Here is a 16,837-nt window from a genome sequence, read left to right on the forward strand (position 1 = left end):
GTCAATTGTGACATATAACCTTTTCCTAAAATGAAATGAGTCTAAAATATGCTTGATGATGCCGGATATGATGTAGAGGTGAGAGAAGGCCTTGGAGGAACTTTTGTAAATTATGAAGCCCTTAAAAAAGGAGAAATAAATACTTATGTGGAGTATACTGGCACTGCTTATAGCCAAATTCTGAAAAAGCCTCCACTTAATGACTGGGATTCACAGCCCTTGAAAAACGCCTGATGCCCTTTAAGTATAAAAATACAGATTAAATTTCAAGCATCCGATCAAGGGCTTTTTTTGCCTTTTCCCTTAGACTTTCTTCTACAGTCACTTCATATTGCATTTTTTCCATTGAATCCAGCAAAATGGAAGGCGTAACCATTTTCATGTTTGCACATGAGGCAAAGGCAGACGCAAAATAGAACGTTTTATCAGGATGTTGCTCCTTGAGCCTGCAAAGAATACCATTTTCCGTCCCGATAATAAACTCGTTTACATCTGGTTTGCCCGCCCTTTCAATAATTCCCGAGGTACTGAGTACGGCATCTGCCATTTCAACAACTTCAGGCCTGCATTCCGGATGAGCCAGGAATTCAGCATCCGGGTGCTCCTGCTTTGCCAGTATAATTTCTTCCGGCATTATCTGATGATGAACCGGACAATAACCTTCCCAGGAAATAATCTGTTTTTCTGTGTGAAGGGACACATAATGTGCCAGGTTCTTATCCGGCACAAATATTACTTTATCTTCTTCAAGGGAATTTACCACATTGACAGCATTTGAAGAAGTACAACATATATCGCTTTCTGCCTTTACAGCCGCTGAGGAATTAACATAACATACAACTGCAGCATCGGGGTTGTTTGCTTTTGCTTTTCTGAGGGTTGGCACATCAACCATTGCTGCCATGGGACAATGAGCATCCTTTGCAGGCAGTAGTACCTGCTTATCCGGGGAAAGGATGGCTGCACTTTCCGCCATGAAATCCACCCCGCAAAAGACAATGACATCACAATCATGTTCCACTGCCTGACGGCTCAGTCCAAGTGAATCACCAGTATAATCTGCCAGTTGCTGTATTTCGCATCGCTGGTAATTATGGGCCAGAATAACAGCATTCATTTTTGTCTTCAGTTCTTCGATTTTAGCAATTATTTGATCCATATAAATCATCTTAATCTCTACTTCACGGCGTTAACTATATTTGTGAGGCAAATATATTAAATTGTTGGACGAAACCAAACAGGTGATATTTTATGGAAAAGATAGATATTAAAGTCAAAGGAATGGCATGTGGGCATTGCAAGATGGCAGTTGAGAAGGCTTTACAAAATATTACCTCTGTATCCAGAGCTGAAGTAGACCTTGAAAAAGGCGAAGTCCACGTGGAATATGAACCTGACATAAATATAGAAGAACTTAAAAAAGCTGTCAGGGATGCAGGTTACGAGGCATAATACAACCATGGCTGAGATTCATTTACATGTAAGCGGTATGAGTTGCGGACACTGCACAAAAAGTGTCCACGATGCGCTTGAAAGCCTTGAAGGAGTGAAATCTGTAGAGGTGGACCTTGAAAGTGGTATTGCTAAAGTGAATTATGATCCTTCATCCACCAGTATTGAAACCATGAAGGAGACTATTAGCCAGGCCGGATATTCTGTAAAAGGCCAGGAAGAAAATGCATGTGAAGGAACCTGTCCTGTAAACATTGAAGAAATATCAACCCGGGATACTGAAAGGACCCTGACATTGAATATTTCAGGTATGTCCTGCACTGCCTGTGCCAAACGTATCGAAACAGGCCTTGCAAAAGTAGATGGAGTTGGAGAAGTCTCTGTTAATTTTGCATCGGAAAAGCCTCTATAACATATGATGTTAATAAGCTGGAATTAAATGACATACGTGAGCGGATCGAGTCCCTGGGGTACGGAATTCGCAGTGATCGTCTGACTCTGGATATTACCGGGATGAGCTGCACCTCCTGTGTATCCAATGTCGAAAAGGCGCTTAAAAACCAACCCGGCGTATTTGAAGCAAATGTAAACTTATCCCTGGAAAAAGCGGATATAATTTTCGATCGTTCCATAATCAATCAGGAAGATCTTATCAAAGTCATAGAAAACGCAGGTTACGGCGCTTCAATACCGAAAGATACACAAAATAATTTAAAAGACAAACAAGAACAGGAAAGGATTGAACAACAAAAAAACGTTTTGATAGCCTTTGCTCTGACATTGCCCCTGACGCTTGGTGCCATGCAGGGACTGCTGAGGATTGACCCTTATGTGCCAGACATACTCGCCAACAATATTGTTCAATTCACCCTGGCAACCCTCACTTTGATTTTTCCCGGCAGACAGTTTTTCACCGGAGCCTTCAGGGGATTGCAGCACGGATCTGCCGACATGAACTTACTGGTGGCCTCGGGTACCGGAGCCGCTTTTATTGCAAGCACTGCAGCGGCCTTCCTGAATCTGGGTGCGGGATATGAACATACCTACTTCGATTCGGCTGCCATGCTTATTACATTCATCCTTTTCGGACGTTACTTAGAAGCTAAAAGCCGGGGTAAGACCTCAGAAGCAATACGTAAACTTATGGGGCTGCGAGCAAAGACTGCCCGGATAATCGTGGATGGGGAAGAAAAAGATATTCCTGTCGAAGAAGTAAAACCTGGGGACGTCATCGTAATAAAACCCGGGGAAAAGATACCGGTTGACGGTGAAGTCATAGAAGGAGATTCTGCTGTTGATGAATCCATGATCACGGGAGAAAGCATCCCTGTTGAAAAAAGCACAGGAGATACAGTAATCGGTGCAACGATAAATAAGACCGGCTCATTCAGGTTCAAAGCTACAAAGGTCGGTGCTGATACCGCCCTGTCACAGATCATAAAAATGGTGGAGAGGGCCCAGACATCAAAGGCACCCATTCAGCGCCTTGCAGATATTGTAGCAGGATATTTTATTGTCATTGTGATGTCTATTGCCCTGATGGCATTTGTATTCTGGTTTTTCATAGGCTACGGAACATTTATTGTTGCTGAACTTACCGGTGTTGCCAGTCCTTTCCTCTTTGCACTTCTGGCTGCCATCACTGTGCTTGTAATTTCGTGTCCCTGTGCATTGGGGCTTGCTACACCGGTTGCCATAATTGTAGGTACCGGAATGGGTGCTGAAAATGGAATCCTCATACGGGATGGGGAAAGTCTGGAGACTACTCCAAAAATAGACACGATCGTGTTTGATAAAACCGGTACCCTGACAATCGGTAAACCTTTCCTTACAGATGTTGCAACAACAGGTAATTATGAAGAAAACTACCTGCTTCAGGCAGCAGCTTCGGTTGAAAAACTTTCCGAGCATCCACTGGCTGAAGCGATGGTAGAGGGAGCAAAATCCAGAAAAATCCAGTTAAAAAATATATCCGGTTTTGAATCATTATCCGGCAAAGGAGTTGCAGGAGAATGGGAAGACCATTCTGTAATTATCGGCACCAAACGTCTCATGGAAGAAAAAGGAATCGATGTGGAAGATGTATCCCGCTATTCGAATAAGTTTGAAGATGAAGGAAAAACAGCAATAATGGTTGCCCTAGATGGTACAATTGCCGGTGTCTTGGCTGTTGCCGATGTATTGAAAGAGGAGGTACCATCGGTAATATCCCGACTGCAGAAAGATGGGCTTGAAGTTGCCATGATAACAGGTGATAACAGCAAAACTGCACACGCAATTGCAAGACAGGCAGGAATTGATACGGTCCTTGCAGAAGTGCTACCTGCAGACAAGGCTGCGGAGATTGAAAAACTGCAAAGCCAGGGTAAAAGAGTAGCAATGGTTGGGGACGGAATCAACGATGCACCTGCCCTTACTCAGGCTGATGTTGGAATTGCCATGGGTGCAGGAGTGGATGTAGCCATCGAGTCTGCGGATATCGTCCTTATCAAGAATGACGTGAAGGATATTTTAAAGGCCCTGAATTTGAGTGAACTGACAATGAAAAAGATCAAACAAAACCTTTTCTGGGCTTTTGGTTACAATACACTTGGTATACCAATCGCTGCAGGTGTGCTATTCCCAGTATTTGGACAAACACTCATTACACCGGCAATGGCGGCAGCATTCATGGCCCTGAGTTCGGTATCTGTCATGACAAATTCTCTGTTGATGAAGAGAAAGAAGGTGGAATAATTATGGACAGAGAAGATAAGAACAAGACCAGAATCCCGGCCCTTGCAAGTTCCATGATTACAACAGCACTTTTTGCGGGAGTTGCCATCTTTATCAATAATGGAAATCCGGGCAAATTTGCAGATGTTGATATTGTCGCAGGGTCGATTTTTGTATTTCTATTAAGTTTTATCATTTTCCTGCTCATCTGGCCGATACTGGCTGATAGATGATCCTCATTTATTTTTAGTTTGTTGTATTTTGGATATGCAATAAATGCTTTTACTGTTACTTGTTAGCATGAATCACGTTTTCACAATTCACAAATATATTTAAAATATTGTTGTTAAATTGGTTAAAACTTAAATAATGGATAAATATGACAGTTAAAAGGCAGGGCTTAAAATGCAGGAAAAAATAAAAGAAATTTCATCACGTGTTAAAGAGTTGCGTGGGTTATCCGGTATAAGTGCAGAGGAAATAGCCTCCTCCCTTGATATCGCATTAGAAGAATATAATAAATATGAATCAGGGGAACTTGATATTCCTGCAAGTATCCTTTTTGAGATTGCACAATTACTCGAAGTTGATATGACGGTGCTGCTTACCGGCGAAGATCCAAGGATGCATATTTTCACTATTACCCGTAAAGATGAAGGAGTAAGTGTAGAAAGAAGAAAACAATACCAATACGAAGGACTGGCTCCAAATTTCATTCACAAAAAGGCAGAACCATTCGTAGTTACCGTTGAACCCCAATCCAACCAGGAATCTACTCCCAATTCCCATCCCGGCCAGGAATTTGATTATGTACTTGAAGGGTCCCTGAAAGTTATCATTCATGATAATGAAATAATTCTCAATGAAGGTGACTCAATATACTTCGATTCCAATTACAACCATTCAATGCAGGCAGTCGGAGACAAAACTGCAAAATTCCTCGCAATAATCTTCTAAATCCAAATAAACAAAATGGGTGCAAGAATGACCTCACTTATAAATAATTTCCTGGAACAAACCGATTTTGAATCATACGATGACTTTTACACTAATTTCAAGATCAACATCCCTGAAAATTTCAATTTCGTATATGATGTTGTTGACCGGTACGCTAGGGAACAGCCTGAAAAAAAGGCTATTGTCTGGTGTAACGATAATAGCGAAGAGAAAATATTCACCTTTGCTGATCTGAAATATTACAGTGAAAAAGCTGCCAACCTTTTCAGTGAATATGGAATAAAAAAGGGTGATGTGGTAAAACTTACCTTAAAGGGAAGATATGAATTCTGGATATGTATATTGGGATTGCACAGAATTGGTGCCATCGCTCTTCCCGGAACCCACATGTTAACAACCAGGGATCTCAAATACCGCATTGAAAGAGCAGACATACAAATGGTCGTCAGTGATGCTGATGAAGGGCTTTTGGATCACATAGATGAGGCACACAGGGATTTCAAAGATGTGCTCAAGCACAAATTTGTAACCCAAGTTTGAAGTATCCACTCCTTGCTGAAGAAACCGTCCTCTCTTTCAACCTAAAAATTTCACTTTTTTGTCAGGAAAACCCATTTGACAGTCTTAATTATTTCACGTTAATTTCTACGATTTCATCCTTTTTTGCCTTAAAATCAGTGTATTTATGGCATCAAAGTTAGCGTAAATGTACCTTTTTGCCTTATTTTTCATGTAATCCACGGTAACTGTCAAATTCAATAAGCTATTTTTTATAGAGATTTATGGAATATATCTCGATGAATTTTGTAGACTTAGATTTGAGTTCATCGTACTCATATCGCATCAGCGATATGAACAATTGCGCAATGAACCCAACAATCACAGCTCCATAAACGCTAGCATCCGTCCACACTCGCAATGGTTTGATCTCAATCTCATTCTTCAGCGAGTTAATGATTTTCTCAATTGAATCCTTCTTCCTATATGTAGAAAGAGCCTCTTTTAGTGTCAAATTCCTGCTTGATTTGAGACAGAAAAATCCTTCTCTACCTGTAATCACCTTCTCCTCCAGTAGTTTGATACACTCTTTTTCATCCATATTCACCAGTTTTGTCTGCAAAGAATAAGTCACATCAACAAGTGCATTGTTGATCCTGAATCTCTTGGGCAGTTTCTTATTCTTATCAATGGATTTCTGTATCTCCTTTGCCTGTTTTATCTGCCTCATAACCTTTCTTGCTCTGGAATCAAGTTGTTCCTTCTGCAATTTCTTTGAAAAATAGAAGTAGTTGACACTACCTGGTTTCACTATCTTGAGGCCGTATATTCCATCCTTTGCGTTAATCAGTTCAGGAGAAGATTCCCGGAACGTAGCTATTTTCTTATCATCACTTTTGTTCAGTTTCCTTGCAGTCAGATAATGCATCTCATCTTCTCTTATCAAGCAAGTGTTGTCTACACTATGAGCTCCTTTATCAAAAACTACAAGAGAACCCTCTTCCAGTCTTCTGTTAACCTGCTGATACGTTTTCTTGAAATGTTTCTGATCATTCACATTCCCCTCTTCCACTGTGATACCCACAGGAACATTGATGGGATCAGCAAGTTCACTTATACCCAGTGTAACCTGTTTCTTATCTGGCCTGTGGTCTCGACTGTATCCATGCTTACCCAGTAGTGATTTATTCCCATGTAATACGATACTGGTCCAGTCCATGTTGATATTGGTATGTTCGAAATCGTATCTTGCAAACAGTTTGTCCTGGATATCGGAAATAATCGTTTCACGATTATTTCCCAGGGTTTCAAGAACCCTGTACAGAGTTCGTTCACTGAATTCAGGAAGAGTAAAAATATCAAGGACTTCCTCCCGATTGATCCATTCATGAGCTTTACTTATGCTGAAATTATCCGTCAGTTTGTAACTTACAAGGGCTTTGAGCAGGTTGTTGACGTCAATCCCATTCTTTTTGTGTTTACCAAAAACCGAAGGAAGATCGAGGATTTCGTAAAGTTGGTTTACAGCCAGAACGGTTCCAATAGGAAAGCATATATTCTTGTTAGGAATAATCTCATATGTTCTTAGTTTTTGTTGCATTGTAACCAAATACAGCAAAGCTAAGAACACTATTATTACTTTTGACTGTCAAAGTCGGGCTTCAACACTAACAAATAAAGCACCAAATGGTACAGTATACATGAATCTCAATATTTGGGCAGGTAGTAGTGGGTTTGAAAACCATATCCGGAATTCTTCAGTAACTTTCAAGGTGGAAAAAGATTGGGTCACACAAGAGGATATCGACATAGAAAACGTTCGTATGGAAGTCTTTGAAGAAGGGGAATGGATTGCACTGCCAACAGAATATATCGATCCGCTTGGTAATCATGTACATTTCAAAACTGCTACCGGTAATTATCTCAATTCACCATTTGTGATTACAGGAAGCAAAATAAAATCCAACATCAAAAATAAAAATGATATTGCTGAAACTAGTAATTCGAATACACAAAAAACAGACGTAAATGAAAGTGTCAATAATGTATCAGAAAAAACAGAGAAGAATGCATTGGGTCCAGAAAAAATAATGGACAAAATGCTTCCTGCATGGATTTTGATAATAGCTTTTATTATTAGAAGAAAATTGGGATAAAGGATACAAACTTGTTATTTAGTAAATCACATATCCTTCTGACTATTCTGATAATAAATCATATTCTCGACACGTTTGCGATCAGAGATATCGTAGAACAAGACCAAAGTACCCAGTAGTTTACCTGCTTCATTACGAATGGGAGAGCCAATTACATCTACAGGAATCTGGGTTTTGCTTTTAGTAACAAGCACTGTATGACTTCCAAGACCGTAAAACATACCTTCCTTCATGACTTTCTGGATAGGGTCATCTGCCTTTTCACCAGGAACTTCATTCTCAACCACAAAAACTTCTGACAAAGGCAAACCAATTGCTTCATCCTGATCCCAACCGGTTAGAGCTTCTGCAAATGGGTTAATGAATTTGACCAGGCCCTCTTCATCTGTTGCAATTACCGCATCCCCGATACTATTGAGCACAGCAGTAAGCCATTTCTTGCTCTCTTTGAGCCTGCGTTCCATTTCATATTTGTATAACGCAATTTCTATGTTGGTACGCAATCCGGACTCTTCAAATGGCTTGAGGATATAACCAAAGGGCTCCGTGAGTTTGGCCCTTCGCATTATATTATCATCGGCATAAGCCGTAATATAGACTAAAGGAATATCATAATTGAGTTTTATGAAATGAGCAGCTTCTACACCATCCATCCCATCTTTGAGCATTATGTCCATGAGTATAAGATCCGGTAGATCATCCTCACAGGATTTCAGTATGTCCAGTGCTTCACTACCACTGTAAGCAGGAATAATGTCATAATCATTCAATAGATAAGCCGTAAGTAATTCAACATTATCAGGCTCATCGTCGACTACAAGAATTTTTGTCCTTATCCCCTCATCTGTCATATTGACACCCGGTTATTATAGTTCCGTCTGAACAGTATTTATCAAGTAAGATTTGAAAAACCTTTGGTATTTGATTTTGTATATACATAGTTAGAGAGGGTAATATATAATGATTACTGATTAAAATCAGCAGTCAGCCTATTACATTCATATTAGACACCCATATTGAAGGGGTAATAATACTACCAACCATCCGGACATCATCTCCGGCACCTTTCACATTCCTGAGTAACTCAAAAATATTGCCAGACACCATAAGGGACTTGATAGGTTTTTCTATCTGGCCATCTTTAATCACAAAAGCATTGCGGCCTTCCACTGAAAAGTCCCCGGAGATCGGGTTTGCAGTGTGTGCACCGATTACATTTGTAACAAACACCCCATCTTTAATCTCAGAAATTATGTCAGAAGCTGGATGATCAAAAACAACATTGCGGGTGCCAACACTTGGCGTGGAAGTATATGAACCTCTGACAGCATTGCCGGTACTGGATCTTTCTTCCTTACCAGCAGTATAGGAATCATAGATGTAAGACTTGAGTAAACCATCTTTGATTATTCCGGTGGACTGTGAAGGAGTACCCTCATCATCAGAAATCGAAGACGCAATCCCACCATCCAGGATACCGTTGTCAGTTATTGTAAGCTCCCTGGCTGCAATATCGGTATTCAGTTTTCCTGTCAGGCTGGATCTGCCTTTCTGTATATTATCCGCTTCTATTGAAGATAAGAATGAAGATTCCATTATGTCCGAAAAGGCAAAGGGATGAAATACAACATCCTTCTGTCCACTTTCCACAGAAACACCATTTTTGCAGGAATTGGCCAGGTTTGCGGCTTCTTTCCCGATTCCATAGAAATCAATATCCAGATCCCGCGATATACGGAAATCGTATGCTGTTGATGGCAGACCGGAAGTTGTGATCACATCAACAAAACCCGATACTGCAGTGCTCTTCTCCTCAACTTCAACACCGTTAGTGTTCATGATAAGCTGGTTGGAAACCATACGAGAAAAGGAACCTGAAGGGGCTATTATATCGCTAAACGAACAAACGCCATCAATCATTTCCTTTGTCAGGGAGATGCAATCTTCAAGCGCAAGTTCATTGACCTTCTTGCTGAAAATGCCATTTACGGCAGGATATTTCCCATTTGAAGGCAGGTTTTTCCAATCTTCATCTGAATCGCGTACTTTTGCCATTGCAATCGCACTTTTCACAGTTTCTTCAAGCCGATTAAAAACATTAGTACTTGCAAATCCCACTGCACCATCTTTAACAACCCTTACCCCCAATCCATGACTTTGTTGATTCCTGGCACTTTCAATGAGGTTGCGACGGACACTTGCAGAAGTCAATTGATTTGCTGAGATGAAAACTTCAGCCTCATCTGCTCCATATTTATTGGCAAATTCAAGGACTTTGTTGCCAATATCATAATTCTGCATTACTGGACACCTCCTACAAGGGCATCAGAAATAAGAAGATGGGGAGAGCCGTCTGATACCGGAATTGCCTGACCGCTTTTACCACATCTACCCGAATGCATTTTAAGATCATTTCCTACCAGTACAACATTTTTCAGGATTTCCAGAGTATTGCCAGATAGGGATACATCACGCACAAGGTATCCGATTTCCCCATTTTCCACAATATAACCTTTCTCCGCATTGAACTGGAAAATTCCTTCACCTGTATTAACCTGTCCTCCACGAGTACCCGCAAGGTATATTCCGTCACCCAGTTCTTCCAGCATTTCATCAAGATTTGAATTTCCGTTGTCAACATATGTATTACTCATTCTGACAACGGGTGCAGAGTATCCCTGACTGCGACTGTTACCTGATACGCCACCAAGTTTACCTGCAGTTTCTCTGGAATGCAGATAGGAGTTCAATACTCCATCCGTGATAATATCTGTTTTATGAGATTGCATTCCTTCTGCATCAAAGGGATAGTAACCGAATTTATGAAGTGTAGGGTCATCTATGATATTGACAAGTGGTGAAGCGATTTCTTCACCTATTCTATCTGCCAGAATTGAACTGCCTTCCAGCACAAGATCGGCTTCTGAAGCATGTCCAACGGCTTCATGGGCAAATACCCCGGCAAGTTCGGGGTCAAGAATTACAGGACCTTTTCCTCCTTTTGCCTGACGGGCATCCAGCAAATCCACAGCTGTCTTTCCGGCAGATTGTGCCTTTTCCAGAATTTCAGGGTCACGGAACATTTCATAACCGCATACGTCAAAGTTGCTTTCTCTTCCTATCTGATAGGCTGCACCGTCTGAAGCAATGGCTGAAATTGCAAATCCGACTCTGGTAAGTTCATATTCGCAATCCGCACCTTCAGAATTTGTATAATGAACCTTTAAGGTAGATTCAGAGTATGATGCAGATGTACTGCTAATTCCCTTGCATGAAGCATTATTGGAAAGGTCTTTCAACAACTCAACTTTTTCTTCAACCGGAACATCCCGGGGGTTTTCCTTTACAGACGGCAGAGTGTCAACATTGGGTTCACAGTAAGATGCAAGAGTTACTTTTTCCCTTGGACTGTGTTTATTCACATCAGAAGCCAACTCTATAGCTGCTTTTATTGCAGCATCAATACCATCAACTCCTTCAGATGAAGTATAACCCCATGAACCGCCACAAAGAGCACGTACCCCACAACCATTCCCATAGTTGGTGTTTATATCCTCTATTTTCCCGTTGTCGAGAAGGATAGAAGTTGATTCACCCTCTATCCACCTCACATCATGAAATTCTGATTCTCTCATTTGCCGGATTCCCTGTAAGTATTGTTTAACCGGGCACGGATTCGGGAATTTCCAGATCAACTTTCATATCTGTCAACTCCTTGAGTTTTTCCCGGATTCCTTCCTTTTTGGTGCCCACAAGACTGTGCTCTATAACTTCGGATATTGTTTTGACAGGAATTATTTCAACCTGATCCTTGTAATCTTCTTCAATCAAGACATCATCCTTATTGGTCCAGGGTATAATAATTTTTTTAATTCCACTCTGGGCTGCGGCTTCAATCTTGTAGGTTACACCACCCACCGGTAATACATCACCTCTTACAGACAGGGAACCTGTCATAGCAACACTCTGATCAATAGGTATGCCTTCAAGTGCCGAAATTACGGCCGTTGCAATGGACACAGAAGCACTGTCCCCCTCAACTCCTTCATAGGTACCGACAAACTGGATATGAATATCCCTTTTCATTATGTCCTGGCCTGTCACCTTTTTGATAACAGCAGACACATTGAGGACCGCTTCCTTGGCAATATCCTTAAGCATGCCAGTGGCAATTACTTTGCCTTCAGCCTGTGACTGTGGAGGAGTTACTTCTGCCATTATAGGCAAAACGATTCCAGAATCTCCGCCCATTACAGCAAGCCCATTGACTTTACCAACAGCAGCACCTTTCGTGGAAAACAACTGGTAATCTTTTCTCCTTTCCAGGTAACTGTCAGCAAGCTGTTGTTCTATGGAGCGTGCCATATCCTTGGCTGCAAGTACATGTTTTGCAGAGGTGATCTTTGAACCTTCAGCATGTGCAATATCTCCTGCAACTCTCACAAGTCCTCCAAGATCACGCAATTTCAAAGTTAGATGGCCTTTTCGTCCGGCCCGTCTGCGTGCTTCCTGAATGACTTCTTCAACAGCGGACTGATCGAAATCAGGTATATGGCCGTCCCGCTTAACTTCCTGTGCCACGAACCGAATAAGATGCTTGCGGTTATCAGCAGTGTCTTCCATGGAATCACGCATGTAGAGCTCATATCCATAACCCTTTATACGTGATCTGAGTGCAGGATGCATTTTTTCCACAGCATCCAGATTACCTGCAGATACCATTATAAAGTCACATGGAACCGGTTCGGTTTTCACAAGGGCACCGGAACTGCGCTCTGACTGGCCTGTGATCGGATATTCTTTCTCCTGGATTGCCGTAAGCAGGCTCTGCTGGGATTCAATCCTGAGGGTATTGATCTCATCAATGAAGAGTACGCCTTTGTGGGACTTGTGAATGTCTCCACTCTCTACCCTGTCATGAGATGGGGTTTCCAGTCCACCAGACTGGAATGGGTCATGCCTGACATCTCCGAGAAGGGCACCGGCATGGGTACCGGTGGCATCGATATACGGAGCATTGTCCTGTTCATAATTTGAAACCAGCATCTTTGGGATCATCATTTCTTCTTTTGGCATAAATTGCCTGCTAAGAATCAGCATCATTATAGCTGCAATGATACCCCAGAGAAGTTGACCCACATAGAAAGAATACATAACAATACCAAAAATAAGGAACATCATCAACATGTTCCTTGATTGGGATTTCTTTCTGGCCTCCATTTTATGAGCCATAACAATCTCCCTGCCTTTTCCGGCAGGAACGGTACGAATACGTGGATTGTTGTTGTCTTCAACGTTGGGATATGCAAGGATATCCTGCAGTTCCTCCTTTGGAAGCAATTCAGCCATTGCCTTTGCAAGCAGGGATTTACCGGTACCAGGAGTACCGATCATCATCACATGTCTCCTCTGACTTGCAGCTTTCTTGACAACCTCCACCGCATGATCCTGACCAATGATCTGGTCGATCAATAGTTTAGGCACTTCGATGGAACTGGTGGTGTCAAATGATTCTTCCAATTCCTCATCTTTAGAAGCCATTTCTTCCGCCATAGTTTACTCACGTTTAAATCAATATTAAAAGTTCACAATCTCCAGAGTCTATCAAAAGTATATAATCAATGGATGGTATAATGCATGAACTAAACTCATTCCTGATAAATATATTTAACCGTTCAACCTGTCCTTTTCGGGAAAAAATGTCTGACATATTGTGACAATTATATTTGTTCATTTCCAGACACATAACATAATTATAATAAACATAACGTGAAATAAATTTGTTAAAAGGAAGAAACATTCTATATATAAAGACTTGCATATTAATCAACGGTGTACCAATGGAAAGGCTATCTACAGGGATTCAGGGTCTTGACAAAAAAAATTGGAGAGGGATATCCGGGGAAAAAAGGGATTCTTATCACCGGTGCCACGGGATCGGGTAAAACAATTTTTGCAATGCACGCAATAAACCAGGCATGTGCAGATGGAAAAAAATCTGTAATAATGGCAACAGAAGAGACCGAAGAAGATATTACTGAACAGGCAAAGATGTTTGGTTTTGCTTTCAAGGAATACATAAAAAGTGGTTTACTTGAAGTTGTAAAAATACTGGAAATGAGAAGTCGGAGCGTAACTAAGGCTGCTGAAATGATAGATGGATTGAGTTTTAAGCAGGTTGACCTCATAAACATGCCTGAACTGATACCTTATGATGCCGAAGTAATAGTAATGGACAATATCGGAGTTTTCGCAATTGGTTTAACACCGCGTGAATTTCGTGACCAGTTTGACACATTGAATCTTTTACTTTCACAAAAGGATGTTACAACGCTTTTTGTAATGGATGAAGCTGCCCATCAGATGACCCATGAGGTTGCAGATTACTCGACTTTTGGAAACATCAAGTTACTGGTTAAGGAAAATCCCTACACAGGGAAAATGGAGCGTTTTATTTTCATACCAAAGATGAGAAATACAGCCATTTCCCTTGACCCCGTTCCGTTTGATATTACATCAAAAGGCATAGACATAAAAGGCAAGAAAGACAATTGATAGCACTTTTTATTAAAAAGACTTATTAATCAAGCATCCCCACCATAACACAGGAAACATGGAAAACGAAATCACACCCCAAATACTCATAGTGGATGACGAACCACAGAATCTGGATTTAATGGAAGCATACCTCTCCCACTTATACGAACTTACCCTGGTCGAAAGTGGAGAAGAATGCCTCCAAAAAGTGGAAGAAAAAGACATAGATCTTATTCTTCTGGACATTATGATGCCGGGAATGAGTGGCTATGATGTTGCTGAAACCTTAAAAGAATCGGAAAGTACACGCCATATACCGATTATTATGGTAACTGCACTATCTGAGAAAGAGGACCGGATTAAAGGTATTGAAGTTGGTGCAGATGATTTTCTTACAAAACCTGTGAACCGTGTGGAACTTCTAACCCGTGTAAAGTCATTGTTGCGTATCAAAAGCCTCCATGATGAACTGGTGGCTGAAAAAGAGCATCTTAAAATGCAAAACCGCATTCGCAAGGTTTTGACCTCAATTATCCCCTCACTACTAAGTAATGCCCCACCCGAACAGAAGAAAATAATCATTCGTCAAATGGTTGATATGGTGGAAGATATTGTACGTAGTTCATACACTGGTTGTGAGAAGGAAACTACAGATTCACAAGATGTAGCCCAAATTTGCTGTGAGGCCATGAATCAACTGGGAGCCAGTTATTTTGTGGATGGTTACAGTGATAAAAATGGATGTGCAATCATAAAAGCACACAAGTGCCCCTGGGGAGAAGAAAGTAAAATAAACCCCATAATGTGCAACCTCACTTCCGGCGTATTCTCAAAAATGGTTAACGGAGTCACCGACGGCGAAGTAATCGTAAATAAAACAATGGGTAATGGGGACGACTACTGTTGTTTTGATATTTGTATAGAAGAAGAATGAAAATTCATTCTCCTTTGAGTTTCAGGATACGGATTGCCATATGAGCAGCATTTGCCCCATTATCAATACCGACAGTTGCAACCGGTACACCCGGTGGCATCTGTGCTGTGGACAATAATGCATCCAGTCCCCCAAGTTTGGCACCCACAGGCACCCCGATAACAGGCTTGCCAGTCTTTGATGCTATCACGCCGGGAAGTGCGGCGGAAAGTCCGGCTATCGCAATGTAAACGAGAGCATCGTCCTGACCTACATATTCATCCAGTTCATCGGGATTGCGGTGGGCGGAAATTACCTGTACATCATAACTGTAATCTGTGTTGTCCAATACATTGGTTACACGATTCGAAATTGACCGGTCCGATTCAGATCCCATTACTATTGCAATATCTACCATTTTTGTACCTCTTTTTAGGGAAGATTACCTTCACCGCTTAATTCATGTTGCCTTTCTATATTCATCTGTATAAGAAGATTGAAAATCTGTTTTACCACAGTGGAGTCTAAACCTTTTTCAGTAGCACTAGAAACAGCTCTAGCTATTACCACATCATTTTGCGTGTCGTCATTGATAGGAAGATTGGCCTGGTGTTTGTATTTTAGGATATCATCTGCAAATTCAACTCTTTTTGCAATGAGTTCCACCAGTTCCCTATCAATATTCTCGATCTCCTGCCTTACATTTTCGATTGTCATAAAAACCAACAGTTACCTGGTTTTAATTGCCCCTTCATTATTGATCTTCGTCCTTATGACATTTCCGCCCGTACTACCCTTTTCCCAGGCCTTTGCAAGTTTGTCCAGATCGGAGCTATCTCCCATTGCTACATATGCAGGTCCGGTACCAGAAAGGGTGACACCTTCAATACCACTTTCAAGGGCTACCATCATTGGTTTGGTATCAAAACCCAAAGCACCACAATAAAGAAAACCATTTAATGTCATTGCCTTCTCAAATTCCCGGTGGATTACAAGGTCATAAGCCATGTCTATCCAGGGTCCAATTAATTTTGATCCTGTTACGTCGGTCTCCGAACTATATGCCTTTTGGGGAGGAACAAAAACAAGTACTTCACTGTTTTTGTTGATGCGGTTGAAAAGAATATCTTCTCTGTTATCAGTTACTACCACACCACCAAAAAAAGATGCACAGGCATCATCGAAAGCCCCTGTGATTGTCACTCCGGATTTTTTAGCTGCCTGGACCCCTAATTTTACCATATCCAGAGGTTCCATTGATTCTTTTATGGCATCCAGAGTAGCAATAATAACAGCATTCGCCGCAGCACTGCTACTTTTTAGTCCGCTAGCATGGGGAATCTCACTTCTTGTTTGCACCGTGCCCTGCATTTTCAAATTAAACAGGTCAAGAGTTATACCAACTGCATTCTCGATCAGAGTGGTATCCATATCTCTATTTTCTTCAATGATGCCTTCTATAGGACCATCACCCTGTGATAATTCAACCCTAGCAAATGTCTTGAGGTCCAATCCAAAAGCTGCACCTTTCCAGGTAGAAATTGCATTGAGGATGGTGCCTGCACCCAACGCTTGCCCATATCCTGTTACAGTCATGAAAAATCTCTCC

Annotated in this window: 18 protein-coding genes and 1 pseudogene; 10 read left to right on the top strand and 9 right to left on the bottom strand. The window is 41.3% G+C overall.

What is annotated here, in order from left to right:
• Positions 1 to 48: 48 nt before the first annotated feature.
• Complete coding sequence (locus tag C9889_RS01810) at positions 49 to 234, top strand: glycine betaine ABC transporter substrate-binding protein (protein WP_225419944.1); 186 nt, start codon at positions 49 to 51, stop codon at positions 232 to 234.
• A gap of 25 nt (positions 235 to 259) precedes the next feature.
• Here the strand turns inward: C9889_RS01810 and nadA are convergent, their stop codons facing one another.
• Positions 260 to 1,168, bottom strand: coding sequence for a quinolinate synthase NadA (gene nadA / locus C9889_RS01815; RefSeq protein ID WP_129596732.1), 909 nt, complete (start codon positions 1,166 to 1,168; stop codon positions 260 to 262).
• A gap of 83 nt (positions 1,169 to 1,251) precedes the next feature.
• Here nadA and C9889_RS01820 point away from each other — a divergent pair, with 83 nt between their 5' ends.
• From C9889_RS01820 to C9889_RS01840, 6 genes are all read left to right on the top strand, one after another.
• The gene (locus C9889_RS01820; protein WP_072361047.1) at positions 1,252 to 1,452 is read left to right on the top strand and encodes a heavy-metal-associated domain-containing protein; all 201 of its coding nucleotides are present in this window, start codon (positions 1,252 to 1,254) and stop codon (positions 1,450 to 1,452) included.
• A complete protein-coding gene (locus C9889_RS10995; RefSeq protein WP_318531477.1) occupies positions 1,433 to 1,864 on the top strand; it encodes a heavy-metal-associated domain-containing protein in 432 nt (143 codons plus the stop codon). The genes C9889_RS01820 and C9889_RS10995 overlap by 20 nt, the downstream gene beginning before the upstream one ends.
• A 101-nt stretch (positions 1,865 to 1,965) precedes the next feature.
• Positions 1,966 to 4,188 (top strand): heavy metal translocating P-type ATPase, encoded by a 2,223-nt coding sequence (locus tag C9889_RS01825; protein ID WP_318531478.1) that lies wholly within the window; start codon positions 1,966 to 1,968, stop codon positions 4,186 to 4,188.
• Between the two features lie 2 nt (positions 4,189 to 4,190).
• On the top strand, positions 4,191 to 4,400 hold the full coding sequence (locus C9889_RS01830; protein WP_129596734.1) for a hypothetical protein: 210 nt from the start codon (positions 4,191 to 4,193) through the stop codon (positions 4,398 to 4,400).
• Between the two features lie 172 nt (positions 4,401 to 4,572).
• Complete coding sequence (locus C9889_RS01835; RefSeq protein ID WP_129596736.1) at positions 4,573 to 5,124, top strand: helix-turn-helix domain-containing protein; 552 nt, start codon at positions 4,573 to 4,575, stop codon at positions 5,122 to 5,124.
• Between the two features lie 27 nt (positions 5,125 to 5,151).
• Positions 5,152 to 5,664 carry an AMP-binding protein gene (locus C9889_RS01840; RefSeq protein ID WP_225419945.1) on the top strand — a complete coding sequence of 171 codons (513 nt, stop codon included), beginning with the start codon at positions 5,152 to 5,154 and terminating at the stop codon, positions 5,662 to 5,664.
• Between the two features lie 105 nt (positions 5,665 to 5,769).
• Here C9889_RS01840 and C9889_RS01845 read toward each other — a convergent pair.
• Positions 5,770 to 7,222 (bottom strand): annotated as a pseudogene (locus C9889_RS01845) (IS1634 family transposase).
• Here C9889_RS01845 and C9889_RS01850 point away from each other — a divergent pair.
• Positions 7,182 to 7,778 carry a PGF-pre-PGF domain-containing protein gene (locus C9889_RS01850; RefSeq protein ID WP_164999251.1) on the top strand — a complete coding sequence of 199 codons (597 nt, stop codon included), beginning with the start codon at positions 7,182 to 7,184 and terminating at the stop codon, positions 7,776 to 7,778. The pseudogene C9889_RS01845 and the gene C9889_RS01850 sit on opposite strands and share 41 nt — an antisense overlap.
• A gap of 26 nt (positions 7,779 to 7,804) precedes the next feature.
• Here C9889_RS01850 and C9889_RS01855 read toward each other — a convergent pair whose 3' ends face one another.
• The 4 genes from C9889_RS01855 to lonB form a co-directional block, all read right to left on the bottom strand.
• Positions 7,805 to 8,629, bottom strand: coding sequence for an ATP-binding response regulator (locus C9889_RS01855; RefSeq protein WP_129596740.1), 825 nt, complete (start codon positions 8,627 to 8,629; stop codon positions 7,805 to 7,807).
• Between the two features lie 133 nt (positions 8,630 to 8,762).
• Positions 8,763 to 10,079 carry a TldD/PmbA family protein gene (locus C9889_RS01860; RefSeq protein ID WP_129596742.1) on the bottom strand — a complete coding sequence of 439 codons (1,317 nt, stop codon included), beginning with the start codon at positions 10,077 to 10,079 and terminating at the stop codon, positions 8,763 to 8,765.
• On the bottom strand, positions 10,079 to 11,413 hold the full coding sequence (locus C9889_RS01865; protein ID WP_129596744.1) for a TldD/PmbA family protein: 1,335 nt from the start codon (positions 11,411 to 11,413) through the stop codon (positions 10,079 to 10,081). The genes C9889_RS01860 and C9889_RS01865 overlap by 1 nt, the downstream gene beginning before the upstream one ends.
• A gap of 25 nt (positions 11,414 to 11,438) precedes the next feature.
• Positions 11,439 to 13,331, bottom strand: coding sequence for an ATP-dependent protease LonB (lonB, locus tag C9889_RS01870; protein ID WP_225419946.1), 1,893 nt, complete (start codon positions 13,329 to 13,331; stop codon positions 11,439 to 11,441).
• Positions 13,332 to 13,649: 318 nt separating this feature from the next.
• On the opposite strand from lonB, the gene C9889_RS01875 reads away from it, so the two are divergent.
• Together C9889_RS01875 and C9889_RS01880 are read left to right on the top strand one after the other, a co-directional pair.
• The gene (locus C9889_RS01875) at positions 13,650 to 14,333 is read left to right on the top strand and encodes an ATPase domain-containing protein (RefSeq protein WP_225419947.1); all 684 of its coding nucleotides are present in this window, start codon (positions 13,650 to 13,652) and stop codon (positions 14,331 to 14,333) included.
• A 58-nt stretch (positions 14,334 to 14,391) separates the two neighbouring features.
• A complete protein-coding gene (locus C9889_RS01880; RefSeq protein WP_129596746.1) occupies positions 14,392 to 15,249 on the top strand; it encodes a methanogen output domain 1-containing protein in 858 nt (285 codons plus the stop codon).
• Between the two features lie 4 nt (positions 15,250 to 15,253).
• Here C9889_RS01880 and C9889_RS01885 read toward each other — a convergent pair whose 3' ends face one another.
• Genes C9889_RS01885 through C9889_RS01895 form a run of 3 tightly spaced genes read right to left on the bottom strand, consistent with a single transcriptional unit; the run spans position 15,254 to position 16,824 of the window.
• Positions 15,254 to 15,646 (bottom strand): 5-(carboxyamino)imidazole ribonucleotide mutase, encoded by a 393-nt coding sequence (locus tag C9889_RS01885; protein ID WP_129596748.1) that lies wholly within the window; start codon positions 15,644 to 15,646, stop codon positions 15,254 to 15,256.
• Positions 15,647 to 15,660: 14 nt separating this feature from the next.
• Positions 15,661 to 15,945, bottom strand: a complete 285-nt coding sequence (locus tag C9889_RS01890) for a chorismate mutase (protein ID WP_129596750.1) — start codon at positions 15,943 to 15,945, stop codon at positions 15,661 to 15,663.
• A 12-nt stretch (positions 15,946 to 15,957) separates the two neighbouring features.
• Positions 15,958 to 16,824 (bottom strand): shikimate kinase, encoded by an 867-nt coding sequence (locus C9889_RS01895; RefSeq protein ID WP_129596752.1) that lies wholly within the window; start codon positions 16,822 to 16,824, stop codon positions 15,958 to 15,960.
• Between the last annotated feature and the right edge of the window lie 13 nt (positions 16,825 to 16,837).

The sequence above is a fragment of the Methanohalophilus profundi genome (genome assembly GCF_004137855.1).
GTDB lineage: Archaea > Halobacteriota > Methanosarcinia > Methanosarcinales > Methanosarcinaceae > Methanohalophilus > Methanohalophilus profundi.